Source organism: Rhizobium sp. WSM1274, from assembly GCF_025200775.1.
Classification (GTDB): domain Bacteria; phylum Pseudomonadota; class Alphaproteobacteria; order Rhizobiales; family Rhizobiaceae; genus Rhizobium; species Rhizobium leguminosarum_I.
In genome coordinates, this window is the sequence record NZ_CP104140.1 from 224401 (window position 1) to 240006 (window position 15606).

The following is a 15606-nucleotide window of genomic DNA, read 5'->3' on the forward strand; positions in this document are numbered from 1 at the left end:
CTTACTCCTTGGAGTGTTCAGGCGAGTCCGAGGGCTGCGACGGCCATGTCGATCGCCTTGATGCCGATGAAGGGGACGATGATGCCGCCGGCACCGTAGATCAGCAGGTTGCGCGACAGTAGCGCGCCGGCGCCGATCGGACGGTAGCGGACACCTTTCAGCGACAGCGGGATCAGCGCGATGATGATCAGGGCATTGAAGATGATCGCCGAGAGGATGGCGCTTTGCGGCGTCGACAATCCCATGACGTTGAGCACGCCGAGCTGCGGGTAGAAGGTCAGGAACATTGCCGGGATGATGGCGAAATACTTGGCAATGTCGTTGGCGATCGAAAACGTCGTCAGCGCGCCGCGCGTCATCAGGAGCTGCTTGCCGATCTCGACGATCTCGATGAGCTTCGTCGGATCGCTATCGAGATCGACCATGTTGCCGGCCTCGCGGGCGGCGACCGTGCCGGTGTTCATGGCGACGCCGACATCGGCCTGGGCGAGCGCCGGCGCATCGTTGGTGCCGTCGCCGCACATGGCGACGAGCTTGCCCTTCGACTGTTCCTCGCGCATCAGCGCCAGCTTCATTTCCGGCGTTGCCTGGGCGAGGAAGTCGTCGACGCCGGCCTCGGCGGCAATGGCGGCTGCCGTCAGCGGGTTATCGCCTGTGATCATCACGGTGCGAATGCCCATGCGGCGCAGCTCGGTGAAGCGCTCGCGGATACCGCCCTTGACGATATCCTTCAGCTGGATGACGCCGAGCAGCCTGCCGTCGCGGGCAACTGCCAGCGGTGTGCCGCCTGATTTGGCGACTTCGTCGGCGATCGACTGCAGTTCGCGCACGACCTCGCTGCCGTTTTTCGAGGATGAATCGCCGTTGACGTAGGCCAGCACGGCATCGACCGCACCTTTGCGGATCGAGGCTCCTTCGAGATCGACGCCGCTCATGCGGGTCTGGGCGGTGAAGGGCACGAAGGTTGCTTTCAGGCTTGCCATGTCGCGGCCGCGGATCGCGTATTTCTCCTTGGCGAGCACGACGATCGAACGACCTTCCGGCGTTTCGTCGGCAAGCGAGGCGAGCTGGGCGGCATCGGCGAGATCCTGTTCGGAAACGCCGCGGACCGGACGGAAGGTCGTTGCCTGGCGATTGCCGAGCGTGATCGTGCCCGTCTTGTCGAGCAGCAGCGTGTCGACGTCGCCGGCAGCTTCGACCGCGCGGCCGGACATGGCGAGCACGTTGAAGCGGACGAGGCGGTCCATGCCGGCGATGCCGATTGCCGAGAGCAGTGCGCCGATCGTCGTCGGGATCAGGGTGACGAAGAGGGCGACGAGCACGATGATCGGGATCGAGCCGCCGGCATAGATGGCAAAGCTCGGGATCGTCGCGGTGGCAAGCACGAAGATCAGCGTCATGCCGGCAAGCAGGATGTTGAGTGCGATCTCATTCGGCGTCTTCTGGCGTTCGGCGCCTTCGACGAGCGCAATCATCCGGTCGATGAAGGTCGAGCCGGCAGCGGCGGTGATGCGGACACGGATCCAGTCGGAGAGTACCTGCGTGCCGCCGGTGACGGCCGAGCGGTCGCCGCCGGATTCGCGGATGACAGGGGCGGATTCGCCTGTTATCGCCGCTTCGTTGACGGAGGCTACACCTTCGATCACTTCGCCATCCGACGGGATGATGTCGCCGGCCTCGACGAGCACGATATCGCCGACCTTAAGGCTGGTGCCCGGCACCATGCGGTAGCCGCTGCCGTTGTTGGCGGTGAGTAGCTTCGCCTGGGTTTCGGTGCGCGCTTTGCGCAGCGAATCCGCCTGCGCTTTGCCGCGGCCTTCGGCGACGGCTTCGGCGAAGTTGGCGAAGAGGACGGTGAACCAGAGCCAAAGATTGATCTGAAACGAGAAGCCGAGATTACCGTTGCCTGCTACGAAATCGCGCAGGAAGAGGACGGTGGTCAGCACCGAGACCGTGGCCACGACGAACATGACCGGGTTTCTGGCAAGCGCGCGCGGGTTCAGCTTCTTGAAGGCGGCGCCCACGGCCGGAATGAGGATGCGAGAATCCATGATGCTCGCGGATTTTGCCTGGCTCATAAGAGACTCCAGCTTTGAAACGAGGATGGCGAACCGGCGGCCGGTCAGCCCTGTAGGATTTTGAAGATGGCGGCGATGACGAGGAGCCTGCCATCATCACCAGGATGACGTCGGGGGCGCGGGTCGTCGGGCCATTCCCTCGTCCCGGCGCACCGGGACGAGGGTGGGAGCGTTGCGAAGCCTGTGACGGAGGATCATGGCATCACCTCAGAAGGTCTGGCCGGCGATCATGACCAGGTGCTCGACGATAGGGCCGAGCGCCAAGGCCGGAAAGAAGGTCAGGCCGCCGACGATCAGGATCGTGCCGACCAGCAGGCCGACGAAGAGCGGTCCATCCGTCGGGAAGGTGCCTGCCGAAGCCGGAACCGTCTTTTTGGCGATCAGCGAGCCGGCGATGGCAAGCGCCGGGATGATGACCAGGAAGCGGCCGGCGAGCATGCCGATGCCGAGCGTCACGTTGTACCAGGGCGTGTTGCCGGTCAGGCCGCCGAAAGCCGAACCGTTGTTGGCCGCAGCCGAGGTATAGGCATAGAGGATTTCGGAGAAGCCGTGCGGGCCGGCGGTGCCGATCGAGGCGACGGCGGAGGGCAGCACGGTGGCAATTGCGGTAAAGACCAGCATGGTGAGCGGCAGGCAGAGAATGGCGAGAACGGCCATCTTCATTTCCTTCGCCTCGATCTTCTTGCCGAGATATTCCGGCGTCCGGCCGACCATCAGGCCGGCGACGAAGACGGCGACGATGATGAAGAGAAGGATGCCGTAGAAACCCGCGCCGACACCGCCGACAATGATTTCGCCGAGCTGCATGTTGATCAAAGGGATCAGGCCACCAAGCGCGGTGAAGCTGCCGTGCATGGCATTGACCGCGCCACAGGAAGCGGCCGTGGTAATGACCGCAAAGAGCGAAGACAAGGCAACGCCGAAGCGGACTTCCTTGCCTTCCATATTGCCGCCGCCGAGACCGAAAGCATGCATCAGCGGGTTGCCGGCAGCTTCCGCCCAATATGTGACGATGACACCTGCGAGGAACAGCACGCCCATCGTGGCAAGGATCGCCCAGCCCTGGCGCTGGTTGCCGACCATGCGGCCGAAAACGTTGGTCAAAGCCGCGCCGATCGCGAAGATTGAGACCATCTGGATGAGATTGGAGATCGCGTTGGGATTTTCGAACGGATGGGCCGAATTGGCGTTGAAGAAGCCGCCGCCGTTGGTGCCGAGCATCTTGATCGCAAGCTGCGAGGCGACCGGCCCGACGGCAATCGTCTGCTGCGCACCTTCGAGCGTGGTCGCATTGACATAAGCGCCAAGCGTCTGCGGCACGCCGAGATAGACGTAGACGATGGTCAGCACGATGCAGATCGGCAGCAGGATATAGAACGTGCCGCGGATCATATCGACCCAGAAATTGCCGATCGCCTTGCCCGACGCCCGTGCGAAGGCACGGATGGAGGCGACCGCGATCGCCATGCCGGTCGCGGCCGACAGGAAGTTCTGCACCGTGAAGCCGGCCATCTGGGTCAGATACGACATGGTGCTTTCGCCGCCATAATTCTGCCAATTGGTATTTGTGGGAAAGCTGACGGCGGTGTTGAACGAAAGCTCCGGCGGGACGGCGGCCATGCCGGCCGGATTATAGGGCAGGACGTCCTGCAGGCGCAGGAGCGCGTAGAGGACGAGGACGCCGAGGAGGTTGAACATCAGCATCGCGAAGGCATAGGAGGTCCCGTGCTGCTCTTCGCGCTCGCTGGTGCCGGCAATACGGTAAAGCCCCTGTTCGATCGGGACGAGGACCGGGGAGAGGAATGTGCGCTCTCCGTTATAGACACGCGTCATGTAACCGCCGAGCGGTTTGACGAGCACGAGCACGATCCCGCAGTAAAGCAGGATCTGAAGCCATCCGTTGAGGGTCATGGAGGTAAACTTTCAATACCCGGCTGCTTCTCGGTCGCGCATGCGCGACCCCAGAAGCGCCAGTTCTCTTCAGAAGCGTTCTGGGCGAAGGAGAGCGTAGGTGAGGTAAACGGTGAGAAACACGGTTACGGCACCGCTCAAGACATAATCGAGGGTCATCGTCGTTTCTCCTGTCAAAGCCTGTCGCAGGCTCGGGTGTAGGCAAAGCACAGCGCAAAGAATATGATCGCCGTGCCGAGTAGAATGATATCCATTATGATCGTGACTCCTGTCGTTCTTCTTGGAGTCAGACAAGACAAAGGGCGCTGGGAGGCCGCCTTTCATGCTTTCTGGCGTGGAGACGATCTTTCGATCTCTCGGACGTCAATATGGAGCCGAAGAGCATAAAGGTTCGAGACGGACGACAGGCCATCAATATAAAAATCTTATAAATGCCCATGCGAGGCCGCTCACCATCGGACCAGGTTGGCGCAGTTTTCGGACGGGCCGCTGCCGGCACTGAGCCTCGGCAAGTACGAGTGAGCATTTTTTCATTTGTTGAGCAAAAGCCTTCGCAATCTGGTTGAATTGGGAAGGCTTCGGGCTTTATAGTCGGCTGCAACGCTGCCCGATGGAGTCATGGGCAAGCCATTAGGGAAGGAAACCGACGATGACCAAAGTCCGCGCGCTTGTCCTCGAGCGCCAGCATGAGCTTGCGCTCCGCGATATCGATCTGCCGCTCGAAACCGGCCCCGGCGAGGTGAAGATCAGGATCCACACGGTGGGCGTCTGTGGTTCGGACGTGCATTATTACACCCACGGCAAGATCGGCCCCTTCATCGTCAACGCGCCGATGGTGCTCGGCCATGAGGCGGCGGGCACGGTGGTCGAGGTCGGTACCGGCGTCACGCATCTGAAAGTGGGCGACCGCGTCTGCATGGAGCCCGGCATTCCCGATCCGAATTCGAAGGCAAGCCGGCTCGGCATGTACAATATCGACCCGGCTGTCACCTTCTGGGCGACCCCGCCGATCCATGGCGTGCTGACGCCAGAGGTCGTGCATCCCGCCAACTACACCTTCAAGCTGCCCGACAGTGTCAGCTTTGCCGAAGGCGCCATGGTCGAGCCCTTCGCCGTCGGCATGCAGGCGGCTGCCAAGGCGAAGATTACGCCTGGTGATACTGCCGTCGTTCTCGGCGCCGGGCCGATCGGCACCATGGTGGCGATCGCGGCGCTTGCCGGCGGCTGCGCCCGCGCGATCGTGGCTGATCTTGCCCAGCCGAAGCTCGATATCGCCGCACAATACCAGGGCGTCATCCCGGTCAATATCCGCGAGAAGAACCTGGCCGAAGAAGTTGCCCGGCTGACCGACGGCTGGGGCGCCGATGTCGTCTTCGAATGCTCCGGTTCGCCAAAGGCCTGGGAGACGATCATGGCGCTGCCGCGCCCGGGCGGCGTCATCGTCGTCGTCGGCCTGCCGGTCAACCCGATCGGCTTCGACGTCTCGACGGCATCCACCAAGGAAATCCGCATCGAGACGGTGTTCCGCTACGCGCACCAGTATGAGCGCTCGATCGCGCTGCTCGGCTCGGGTCGCGTGGATCTGAAGCCGCTGATATCAGAGACGTTCAAATTCGAGGATTCCATCAAGGCGTTTGACCGCGCCGTCGAGGCGCGGCCGAGCGACGTGAAGCTGCAGATTGTGATGGAATAGGACGCCATACCTCTATGAGTGCTTGGCGTTCAGTTTCATCTTGCGAAAGGCAAGAGCCGCGGCTGCGACGACAGCCGCGGCTCCGACTGCGATCAGGAGATGGCGGTGAAGCGGAAGGCGGCCCAATGTCTGTTCAAGGCCGTGCCCAAACAAATAGCCCAGCGCCGTGAAGAGCTGCCCCCATACCAGCGCGGCCACGGCATTCAGGATGATGAATTTCCCGGTCGCTATTCGCGTCGTGCCGATGACGATCGGGCTGATCGTCCGCAATCCCACCAGGAAACGAAACGCAAGGATGAAGCCTGTGGGATATCTTTCCAGGAGCCGGGTTGCACGCGCCAGCGCCGGTGTCTCCATCAGCCGGCGGACGAGACCCCATCGAGCCGCATAACGGCCGGCGAAGAACCAGAACTGATCGCCGGCGAACGATCCTGCCGTTGCCGCAAGCGACGCCGACCAATAGGTCAGCAGCCCGCGGTGGGAAATCACGCCGCCAAGGAAGGCGGCTGTTTCGCCTTCGAAGGCTGAACCCAGAAATATCGCCAACAGGCCGTAGTGCTCGATCAGCAGTTCGATAGACACGCAGCTGTCCTCGGCCCGGGGTTTCTACAGCTAAACCGGCTTCAAATCCCCAAGCAGCGTCGGGATCAGCTCCGACACCGTCGGATGGATCGGCACCGACCATTGCAAGGCCGGATAGGTCGTTCCCGCATTCATCGCGTCTATGATGCCGTGGATCACCTCGTCGCCTTCGATGCCGAGGATCGCCGCACCGAGGATTTTTTTGGTCTCGGCGTCGGCGATCACCTTCATGAAGCCTTTGGTCTCGCCGCGCTCGTTGGCGCGGCCGACGCGGCTCATCGGCCGGGTCGAGATCATGATCTTGCGTCCCGAGGCACGCGCCTGCTTCTCCGTCATGCCGACGCGGCCAAGCGGCGGGTCGATATAAAGGGCATAGGCCAGGATGCGGCTCGAGACCTTGCGATCGTCGCCGTCGAGCAGGTTGGCGGCGGCGATCTCGAAATCATTGTAGGAAGTGTGGGTGAAGGCGCCGCGGCCGTTGCAGTCGCCGAGCGCTAAGATGCCGTCGACATTGGTGGCAAGCCTGTCGTCGACGGTGATATAGCCGTGCTTGTCGGTGATGACGCCGGCGGTATCGAGGCCGAGATCGTCGGTATTCGGCTTGCGGCCCGTGGCGATCAGCACATGGCTCGCATCGATTCTCGCTGAATCGGTGGCGACCGTTATTCCGTCGCTGCTCTTGGCGAAGGCGATGTCGCTGGCGCCGGTATGAATGTCGATGCCCTCCGAGCGCAGGACATCAGCGATCGCGTCGGATATATCCTCGTCCTCGCGCGATGCGAGCTTCGGGCCATGCTCGATGACGCTGACTTCGGCGCCGAAGCGGCGATACATCTGTGCGAATTCCAACCCGATATAACTGCCGCCGATGACGGCCAGATGCCGCGGCAGCGTGTCGAGATGGATGATCGAGGTGCTGGTGAGATAGTCGATATCGTTGATCCCGGGCAGGTCGGGGATGACGGGCCGCGCGCCGACATTGAGGAAGATGCGCGGTGCGTTCAGCGTCTCGCCGTTGACGCTGACGGTCTTCGGGCCCTCGAAACGGGCGTGGCCGTAAATCACGGTCATACCGTCCATGCCGGCGAACCAGCCGATCAAGCCGTTGCGGGCGTTCATGGTCACGGTTTCGGCACGGGCTTTGACCACCTTCATGTCGATGGCGATCTCGCCCTGGAGATTCACGCCGTAAACGGCGCCGTTTCTCGCGACATGGGCGGCGCGGGCGCTGGCGACCAGCGTCTTCGTCGGCATGCAGCCGGCATTGACGCAGGTGCCGCCGAGGAATTTGCGCTCGATCAGCGCCACCTTCATGCCCTTTTCGACCATCCGGGCAGCGAGGAAGGGGCCGGACTGACCGGCGCCGATAACGATGGCGTCGAAGCTCTTCATGACACGGCCACGATCAGCAGCGCGCCGATGACGGCGACGGCATCCTCGATGAGAGCAGCCGGCAGATCCTTGCCGAAGGACGCTGCGAGCCTGCCGCGGACGGCAGCACCGCCATATGTGCCGATGACGGCGCCGATCACCCCGACAATCAGCCCGCCGAAGAGCAGGCTGTTGGCGGCGCCGATCGTGGCACCTGCCAGCCCGCCCATGACAATGCGAGCGCCGAATTGCACCGGCACCTTGCGCGAAGGCGTAGATGGCAGCTGGTCGGTGATCAGTTCGACGACGGCGAGAAGCGTGAAGATCCACGGCGTCCATTGGTAAGCCATGAACGCAAGCGGCGTCTGCGAGACATCAAACCAGCCAAGCGCCGCGCCCCAGGCGACGGCGGCGGGCGCCGTCATGGCGCGAAGCCCGGCAATGACACCAATCAGCAATGCAACAAGCAGAAACATGCATGGTCCCCCCTTTTTGCCGGCTCTTGCCGCCTTCAGCGAAGGTTGCACATTGTCAGGCGCGTGGCAATTCGCCCTTTCGCGCCAAGAGGCTAGTTCGCAAAGGCGGCAATGCCGGTGATCGCCCGGCCGATGATCAGCGCGTGGATGTCGTGCGTGCCCTCATAGGTGTTGACCACTTCGAGGTTGACGAGGTGACGGGCGATGCCGAATTCGTCGGAGATGCCGTTGCCGCCGAGCATGTCGCGGGCCGCCCGGGCAATCTCCAGCGCCTTGCCGCAGCTGTTGCGCTTGAGGATCGAGGTCAGTTCCACCGGCGGATGGCCTTCCTCCTTCATGCGGCCAAGCCGCAGACAACCCTGAAGGCCGAGCGCGATCTCCGCCGCCATGTCGGCGAGCTTCCTCTGGATCAGCTGGTTGGCGGCAAGCGGCCGGCCGAACTGCTTGCGCTCGAGCGTATATTGCCGGGCTCTCGCATAACAATCCTCGGCAGCACCGAGTGCGCCCCAGGCGATGCCGAAGCGGGCCGAGTTGAGGCAGGTGAACGGCCCTTTGAGGCCTGTCACATCAGGCAGAAGGTTTTCCTCAGGCACGAAGACCCCGTCCATCACCACTTCACCGGTGATCGAGGCGCGCAGTCCCACCTTGCCGTGGATGGCGGGAGCCGAAAGCCCTTTCCAGCCCTTTTCGAGGATGAAGCCGCGGATGAGGCCATCCTCGGTCTTTGCCCAGACGACGAAGACATCGGCGATCGGTGCGTTGGAGATCCAGGTCTTCGAGCCGGTCAGGCTGTAGCCGCCGTCGACCTTTTTGGCACGTGTAGCCATCGAGCCGGGGTCGGAGCCGTGATCCGGTTCGGTCAGCCCGAAGCAGCCGATCCATTCGCCGGTGGCGAGTTTCGGCAGGTATTTCAGCTTCTGTGCCTGCGACCCGAAGGTTTCGATCGGCACCATTACGAGTGATGACTGGACGCTCATCATCGAACGATAACCACTATCGACCTTTTCGACCTCGCGGGCGATCAGGCCGTAGGCGACGTAACCGAGGCCGGCACCGCCATAATCCGGCGAGATCGTCGGGCCGAGCAGGCCGAGTTCGCCCATTTCGCGGAAGATCGCTGGATCGGTCTTTTCGTTGCGGAAGGCGTCGAGAACGCGGGGCGCAAGCTTTTCCTGCGCATAGGCGTGGGCGGTGTCCTGCACCATGCGCTCTTCGCTGGTCAGCTGCTCCACCAGGCGAAATGGATCGGCCCAGTCGAAAACTTCGCGCGTATGCTGCATGGCGGCGTCTCCTCATCCCGGTTCAGGCTTGCCTCGCTCAAGTTGGCCATAGACCCGCCAGCCGACCGCGTCAACAGACGACGGTCGCGCCGAAAAGACGGGCCACGCCATCTTTTCAAAAGCGTCGGCATGATCCACTTTGCCCGCGATCGATTCTGGAACGAGGAGGCGGAAATGTCGTCAAGCGATCTGTTCGTATCGGCCGAAGGCGCCGAGTGGGTCAATCCGGAGCCCGGTGTCGTCCGGCGCATCATGACCTACCTGCCCGAGATGATGATGGTGGAAGTGGCCTTCGAAAGCGGTGCCGTGGGTGCCGCCCATTCGCATCCGCACATCCAGGCTAGCTATGTCGCCGAAGGCAGTTTCGAAGTGACGATCGATGGCCGGACCGAGGTGCTCAAGCAGGGCGGCAGCTTCATCGTGCCCCCCAATCTGGTCCATGGCGTCAAGGCGCTGGAAAAGGGCCGACTGATCGATGCATTCACCCCGCACCGGGCCGAATTCCTGTAACTGGAGCAGATCTGGTGGCACGGGGGATTCCGATTTTTTGTGAATCATGATTCACTTCCTTTATGACGAAGCGCCGCCTCCCCATGGCCGAGCATGCCGATACGCTGTCGCTGAAGGCGCTGCGCGAGCTCGTGACTGGTCTGGTGGAGCGGGCCGATCGGGCAGAGATCCGGATTGAGGCGCTCGAGGCTGACAACCGAAAGCTTCGAGAAGAAAACGATCAGCTGAGGATCGAGAACACGCGGCTGAAGGTCGACAACCAGCTTCTGCGCGACGAGATTGCGCGACTTAAAAACCTGCCGCCACGCCCACCGTTCAGACCCTCGGGTATGGAGCAGGCAACGAGCGACAAGACGGTTGCCGGCAGCCGAAAGCCTGCGCGGCATCGCGGGCCGAAGGGCGACACCAGGAGCGCCACGCGCGAAGAGGTGCTGCCTGCCAGAGCCCCACCTGGATCGCGGTTTAAAGGCTACAAGGATTGTATGGTTCGTGATCTGGTCGTGCGGGCCGAAGTGGTGCGCTATCGCCGCGAATGCTGGGTGACACCGGAAGGACGCACGATCATTGCGCCGCTGCCAGCAGGGATAAAGGGTGGCTACGGCGCCAGTCTGCGTCGCTTCTGCCTGATGCTTCATAGCCATGGGCAGGTCACAACGCAGCGATTGACGACCTTGCTGAACGATGTCGGTGTCGAGATTTCCAAACGCCAGGTCATCCGGTTTTTGACAGAGCGGCTGGACGGCTTTCATGCCGAGGATGCCGCCGTGCTGCATGCCGGCCTGGTCTCGGCTCCCTTTGTCACGGTCGACGACACTGGCGCCCGTCATGCCAACCGCAATTTCCATACGACACAGATCGGAGGCGAGCATTTCACCGCCTTCCGCACGACGCCGTCGAAGTCGCGGCTGAACTTTCTGGCCCTGCTGCGCGGCAACTATCAGGACTATGTTCTCAACGATGCCGCCTTCACCCTTCTGGAAAACCGTCAGGTGGACCCCGCCCTTCTGGCGCGGTTGAAGACATGTGAACCGCAGCGGTTTGCCAATCAGGTTCCGTTTCTCGAGTATCTGGCCGCCAATGGTATCGACATCTTCGACAAGGACATAATCCGCCCGTTTGCCGAGGCCGGCATCTGGGGCGCCATCCGCCATCATGGTCTGGTCGGCAATGCGGTGATCGTATCCGACGATGCCGGACAATTCCGCGTCGGCACCCATGCGCCGTGCTGGGTCCACGCCGAGCGTTTGCTGCACAAGCTGATGCCGGCGACGCCCGGCCAAGTGAAACACGTCGAAACCCTGCGCGAGCTTGTCTGGCACTTTTACAGGGCTCTGAAAGCCTATCGGCGAAGACCTGATCCCCGTGTAGCCCGGGGCCTTCAGGCCCGGTTCGATCGCATTTTTTCGCTGCGCACCGGTTATGGCGACCTCGACAAACTGCTGTTTCGACTGGGTCGCCGCAAGGCCGAACTGCCGCGGGTTCTGGAGCGGCCTGAAACCCCGCTCCACACCAATGCGTCGGAAAGAGATCTGCGCGGACTTGTCATCAAGCGAAAGATTTCCGGCGGCACGGTCAGTCGCAACGGTCGGCAGGCGCGCGACAGCATGCTCGGCCTGATGAAGACCTGCCAAAAGCTCGGCCTGTCGTTCTGGCACTATCTCGGCGATCGGCTGGGGATCGGTGACGAAGATCATCTTGTGGCACCCCTCGCCTCGATGGTTGCAGCACGCGCCTGAACGCTCTCGATCCTTTGCGCAACTAGCACCCTGCTCTGGGTCAGACATGCTAATTGTGTCGGCACGGCCACCAAATCAGCCCCGCTTACGAATTCCTGAAATAGCTGGCATCATGCCACTCATGATCTAAACATCCGCTCTTGATCTAAACATCCGCTCTTGCCCGGCGCGCGGGGCCGGCGGCGGTGACATAGGGCGGGACGAAGCGCGCATCCTCGCCGCGCACCGCCTCACGGAGGAAATCGATGACGGCGCGCACGCGGGGCGCCTGTTTCAGGTCGCGATGGCAGGTGATCCAGTAATGGCGCTTGAGGTCGATCTCGTCTGGCAGCACGCGCACGAGTTCGGGATAACGGCTGGCGAAGAAATAGGGCAGGATGCAGAGGCCGAGGCCGTTTCTCGTGGCAGTCAGCTGCGCGAAGATGCTGGAGCTCTGGAACTGCGGCTTGATGCGCGGGTGCACATCGCCCAGATAATCCAGGCCCGGCGCGAAGATCATTTCCTCGATATAGCTGACGAAGGGATGGCTGAGCAGGTCTTCGCGGGAGTTGATGTCAGGCGCCTTGGCCAGATAATCGCGCGAGCCGTATACCTGCAGGTGGTAATCCGTCAGCTTCTCGGCGAAATACGCCCCGCCCTTCGGTTCGTCGAGCACGACGGAAAGATCGGCCTCCTTGCGCGACAGCGACATGATCTGCTGGATCGTCACCAGTTCCAGCGCCAGGTGCGGATGCTGGGCGGCAAACTGCGGCAGCACGGTTGCGAAGAAGAAATTGGCAAAACCCTCCGGCGCGCTGAGCCGCACAAGGCCGCGCTGCGCCATCGAGCCGTCGGCGAGGTCGGCGCGCAGCCGTTCGGTCTCCTGCTCCATCCTCTCGGCCGTCTCGACGAAGCGCGTGCCCATGGCGGTTAGCACGTAGCCGCGGGGATTGCGCTCGAACAGCTTGACCTTGAGGGTGAACTCCAGCCGGTCGATGCGGCGCGAGACGGTGGCATGGCTGGAGCGCAGTTGCCTGGCGGCGGTCGACAGCTGTCCGGTGCGGGCGACGGCTAGAAAAAACTGCAGATCGTCCCAAGTAAACTGCGGTGGATTGTTCATCGCGATCCTCATCTGTTCAAAAACGAACAGATACTGTTTGGAATTAGTTGTAAACCACCCGTTGCTTCAACGGGGAATTTCCGTGATCGTAAGGGCAGGGTCCGCCGCTCTGAGGAGTGCGGCTGGCCAAATCTGAACAGATCCGCAATCTGGCCAATCTCTGGGAGGAGAGAATATGCGTAAGAATTTCATTGTATCAGTTGCATTTCTGCTCGCGAGCAGCACTGCGGTACTCGCGCAGAGCGCGACCGACGGCAAGGTCAAGATCGGCATCCTGAACGATCAGTCGGGTGTCTATGCCGATTTCGGCGGCAAGTCTTCTGTCGAAGCCGCCAAGATGGCGGTCGAAGATTTCGGCGGCAAGGTGCTTGATGTGCCGGTCGAGATCGTCGATGCCGACCACCAGAACAAGCCGGATATAGCCTCCAACATCGCCCGCCAGTGGTACGACACCGAGCAGGTGGATGCGATCATGGAACTGACGACCTCGTCGGTGGCGCTCGCCGTGCAGGCGATCGCCAAGGAGAAGAAGAAGATCGACATCGTCACAGGTGCGGCCACTACGGATCTCACCGGCAAGGCCTGCTCGCCTTATGGATTCCATTGGGCCTACGACACCCATGCGCTAGCTGTCGGCACCGGCGGCGCGCTCGTCAAGCAGGGCGGCGACAGCTGGTTCTTCCTGACTGCCGACTATGCCTTCGGCTATTCGCTGGAGCAGCAGACCAGTGATTACGTCAAGGCGAGTGGCGGCAAGGTCGTCGGCGCCGTCCGCCACCCACTGTCGACCCAGGACTTTTCGTCCTTCCTGCTGCAGGCGCAATCGTCCGGCGCCAAGGTGATCGGCCTTGCCAATGCCGGCCTCGACACCTCGAACGCCATCAAGCAGGCGGCCGAATTCGGCATCACCCAAGGCGGCCAGCATCTGGCGGCACTACTCTTCACATTGGCCGAAGTCCACGGTCTCGGCCTCGATGCGGCGCAGGGGCTAACGCTGACGGAAGGTTATTACTGGAACCGCGACGACGAAAGCCGCGCCTTCGCCAAGAAATTCTTCGCCCGCACCGGCAAGATGCCGAACATGATCCACACCGGTACCTATTCAGCAGTGACGCAATATCTGAAGGCGGTGCAGAAGGCCGGCACCGACGAGACGGAAGCCGTCGCCAAGCAGCTGCATGAACTGCCGGTCGACGACGTCTTCGGCCGCGGCGGCACGGTCGGCGCCAATGGCCGCATGATCCACGACATGTACCTGCTGCAGGTCAAGAAGCCTGCCGAAAGCAAGGAGCCGTGGGATTACTTCAACGTTCTCGCCACCATTCCCGGCAAGGAAGCCTATATCGATCCCGCCAAGAGCGGCTGCGATCTTGTGAAGTAAGCACGATGGCGGTCTCCGCAATTGAAACTCAGGAAAAGCCGCGGGTGGTATTGTCCGCCCGCGGCTTGCGCCGCGATTTCGGTGGCTTCACGGCCGTCAAGAACGTCGATCTCGACGTGCATGACGCGAGCGTGCATGCACTGATCGGCCCGAACGGCGCCGGCAAGACGACGGTCTTCAACCTGCTGACCAAGTTCCTGCAGCCGACCTCCGGCACCATCACGCTGATGGGCACCGACATCACCAAGACGCCGCCCGACAGAGTGGCGCGCATGGGGCTCGTTCGCTCCTTCCAGATCTCGGCGGTCTTTCCGCACCTGACCGTTCTCGACAATGTCCGCGTGGCGCTGCAGCGGCCGAACAATCTTTCCACGCAGTTCTGGCAGCCGCTGTCCGCGCTCGGCCGGCTGAACGAGCGCGCCGACGAACTGCTGGCGAGCGTCGGGCTGTCCAAGGAGCGCGATCACATCGCCGCCGATCTTTCCTATGGCCGCAAGCGCGTTCTGGAGATCGCCACCACGCTGGCATTGGATCCGAAAGTGCTGCTGCTCGACGAGCCGATGGCCGGCATGGGGCAGGAGGATGTCGGCGTCGTCTCGTCGATCATACGCGACGTCGCCCGCGACCGGGCGGTGCTGATGGTCGAACACAATCTCTCCGTCGTCGCCAATATCTGCCAGCATGTCACCGTGCTCCAGCGCGGCGAGATCCTCGCCGAGGGCGACTATGCCACCGTCAGCCAGGACGAGCGCGTGCGCGTGGCCTATATGGGCACGGAGGAGCATTGATGGCCGCTCTCCTCGAAGTCCAGGGGCTCAATGCCTGGTACGGCGAAAGCCACGTCCTGCACGGCGTCGACATGCGTGTGGCCGAAGGCGAGACGATCACCATTCTCGGCCGCAACGGCGTCGGTAAAACGACGACGCTGCGCACCATCACCGGCATCGTGAGGGCCCGCAAGGGCAAGATCAGCTTTGCCGGCAGCGATATGATGCAGGTGCCGCTGCACAAGACGGCGCATCGGGGCATCGGCTTCGTGCCGGAGGAACGCGGCATCTTCTCGACGCTGACCGTTTCGGAAAACCTGCTGCTGCCGCCTGTTGTGGCAGCGGGCGGCATGACGCTCGACGAGATCTATGAGCTCTTCCCCAATCTCCACGAGCGCCGCGGCAGCCCGGGCACCAAACTATCCGGCGGCGAGCAGCAGATGCTGGCGATCGCCCGGATCCTGCGTACCGGCGTCAGGCTGCTCATTCTCGACGAACCGACGGAGGGGCTTGCCCCCGTGATCGTCCAGCGCATCGGCGAGGTGCTGAAGACGCTGAAGGAGCGCGGCATGACGATCCTGCTGGTCGAGCAGAATTTCCGCTTCGCCAGCCGTATTGCCGATCGCTTCTATCTGATGGATCATGGGCAGATGGTGTCGGAATTCCCGGTCGGTGAACTGCCGCAGCGCATGGATACGCTGCACAAGGTTCTGGGAGTGTGA

Annotated in this window: 14 protein-coding genes; 6 read left to right on the plus strand and 8 right to left on the minus strand. The window is 62.3% G+C overall.

The genetic code is table 11. The annotated features are described in order from the left end of the window. Positions 1 to 17: 17 nt before the first annotated feature. The 3 genes from kdpB to N2600_RS30840 all read right to left on the minus strand — a co-directional run bounded on the left by kdpB (position 18) and on the right by N2600_RS30840 (position 4148). Positions 18 to 2078 carry a potassium-transporting ATPase subunit KdpB gene (gene kdpB / locus N2600_RS30830; protein WP_260111830.1) on the minus strand — a complete coding sequence of 687 codons (2061 nt, stop codon included), beginning with the start codon at positions 2076 to 2078 and terminating at the stop codon, positions 18 to 20. A gap of 207 nt (positions 2079 to 2285) precedes the next feature. Further along, positions 2286 to 3989, minus strand: a complete 1704-nt coding sequence (gene kdpA, locus N2600_RS30835) for a potassium-transporting ATPase subunit KdpA (protein ID WP_260299503.1) — start codon at positions 3987 to 3989, stop codon at positions 2286 to 2288. Positions 3990 to 4058: 69 nt separating this feature from the next. Then, on the minus strand, positions 4059 to 4148 hold the full coding sequence (locus N2600_RS30840; RefSeq protein ID WP_003547774.1) for a K(+)-transporting ATPase subunit F: 90 nt from the start codon (positions 4146 to 4148) through the stop codon (positions 4059 to 4061). A gap of 490 nt (positions 4149 to 4638) precedes the next feature. Here N2600_RS30840 and N2600_RS30845 point away from each other — a divergent pair, with 490 nt between their 5' ends. After that, entirely contained in the window at positions 4639 to 5682 is a 1044-nt protein-coding gene (locus tag N2600_RS30845) for an NAD(P)-dependent alcohol dehydrogenase (RefSeq protein WP_260111831.1), read from the plus strand. Positions 5683 to 5694: 12 nt separating this feature from the next. On the opposite strand, the gene N2600_RS30850 is transcribed toward N2600_RS30845, so the two are convergent. The 4 genes from N2600_RS30850 to N2600_RS30865 all read right to left on the minus strand — a co-directional run bounded on the left by N2600_RS30850 (position 5695) and on the right by N2600_RS30865 (position 9391). Beyond that, the gene (locus N2600_RS30850) at positions 5695 to 6264 is read right to left on the minus strand and encodes a DedA family protein (protein ID WP_170258362.1); all 570 of its coding nucleotides are present in this window, start codon (positions 6262 to 6264) and stop codon (positions 5695 to 5697) included. Positions 6265 to 6294: 30 nt separating this feature from the next. Further along, on the minus strand, positions 6295 to 7656 hold the full coding sequence (locus N2600_RS30855; RefSeq protein ID WP_222314844.1) for an FAD-containing oxidoreductase: 1362 nt from the start codon (positions 7654 to 7656) through the stop codon (positions 6295 to 6297). Further along, positions 7653 to 8111: a DUF4126 domain-containing protein gene (locus N2600_RS30860; RefSeq protein WP_162115298.1), complete on the minus strand. Its 459-nt coding sequence runs from the start codon at positions 8109 to 8111 to the stop codon at positions 7653 to 7655. Before N2600_RS30860 ends, N2600_RS30855 begins: the two co-directional genes overlap by 4 nt. A gap of 92 nt (positions 8112 to 8203) precedes the next feature. Beyond that, entirely contained in the window at positions 8204 to 9391 is a 1188-nt protein-coding gene (locus N2600_RS30865) for an acyl-CoA dehydrogenase (RefSeq protein ID WP_260299504.1), read from the minus strand. 174 nt (positions 9392 to 9565) lie between these two features. Between N2600_RS30865 and N2600_RS30870 the strand changes: the two genes are divergently transcribed. Together N2600_RS30870 and N2600_RS30875 are read left to right on the plus strand one after the other, a co-directional pair. Continuing rightward, positions 9566 to 9901, plus strand: a complete 336-nt coding sequence (locus N2600_RS30870) for a cupin domain-containing protein (protein WP_260299505.1) — start codon at positions 9566 to 9568, stop codon at positions 9899 to 9901. Positions 9902 to 9963: 62 nt separating this feature from the next. Beyond that, entirely contained in the window at positions 9964 to 11637 is a 1674-nt protein-coding gene (locus N2600_RS30875) for an IS66 family transposase (protein ID WP_260299506.1), read from the plus strand. A gap of 145 nt (positions 11638 to 11782) precedes the next feature. Here the strand turns inward: N2600_RS30875 and N2600_RS30880 are convergent, their stop codons facing one another. Further along, positions 11783 to 12736, minus strand: a complete 954-nt coding sequence (locus N2600_RS30880) for a LysR family transcriptional regulator (RefSeq protein ID WP_170279525.1) — start codon at positions 12734 to 12736, stop codon at positions 11783 to 11785. Between the two features lie 175 nt (positions 12737 to 12911). Between N2600_RS30880 and N2600_RS30885 the strand changes: the two genes are divergently transcribed. Genes N2600_RS30885 through N2600_RS30895 form a run of 3 tightly spaced genes read left to right on the plus strand, consistent with a single transcriptional unit; the run spans position 12912 to position 15606 of the window. Beyond that, complete coding sequence (locus tag N2600_RS30885) at positions 12912 to 14117, plus strand: ABC transporter substrate-binding protein (RefSeq protein WP_170279524.1); 1206 nt, start codon at positions 12912 to 12914, stop codon at positions 14115 to 14117. A gap of 5 nt (positions 14118 to 14122) precedes the next feature. After that, positions 14123 to 14905, plus strand: coding sequence for an ABC transporter ATP-binding protein (locus tag N2600_RS30890; protein WP_170279523.1), 783 nt, complete (start codon positions 14123 to 14125; stop codon positions 14903 to 14905). Next, positions 14905 to 15606 (plus strand): ABC transporter ATP-binding protein, encoded by a 702-nt coding sequence (locus N2600_RS30895; RefSeq protein WP_260299507.1) that lies wholly within the window; start codon positions 14905 to 14907, stop codon positions 15604 to 15606. The genes N2600_RS30890 and N2600_RS30895 overlap by 1 nt, the downstream gene beginning before the upstream one ends.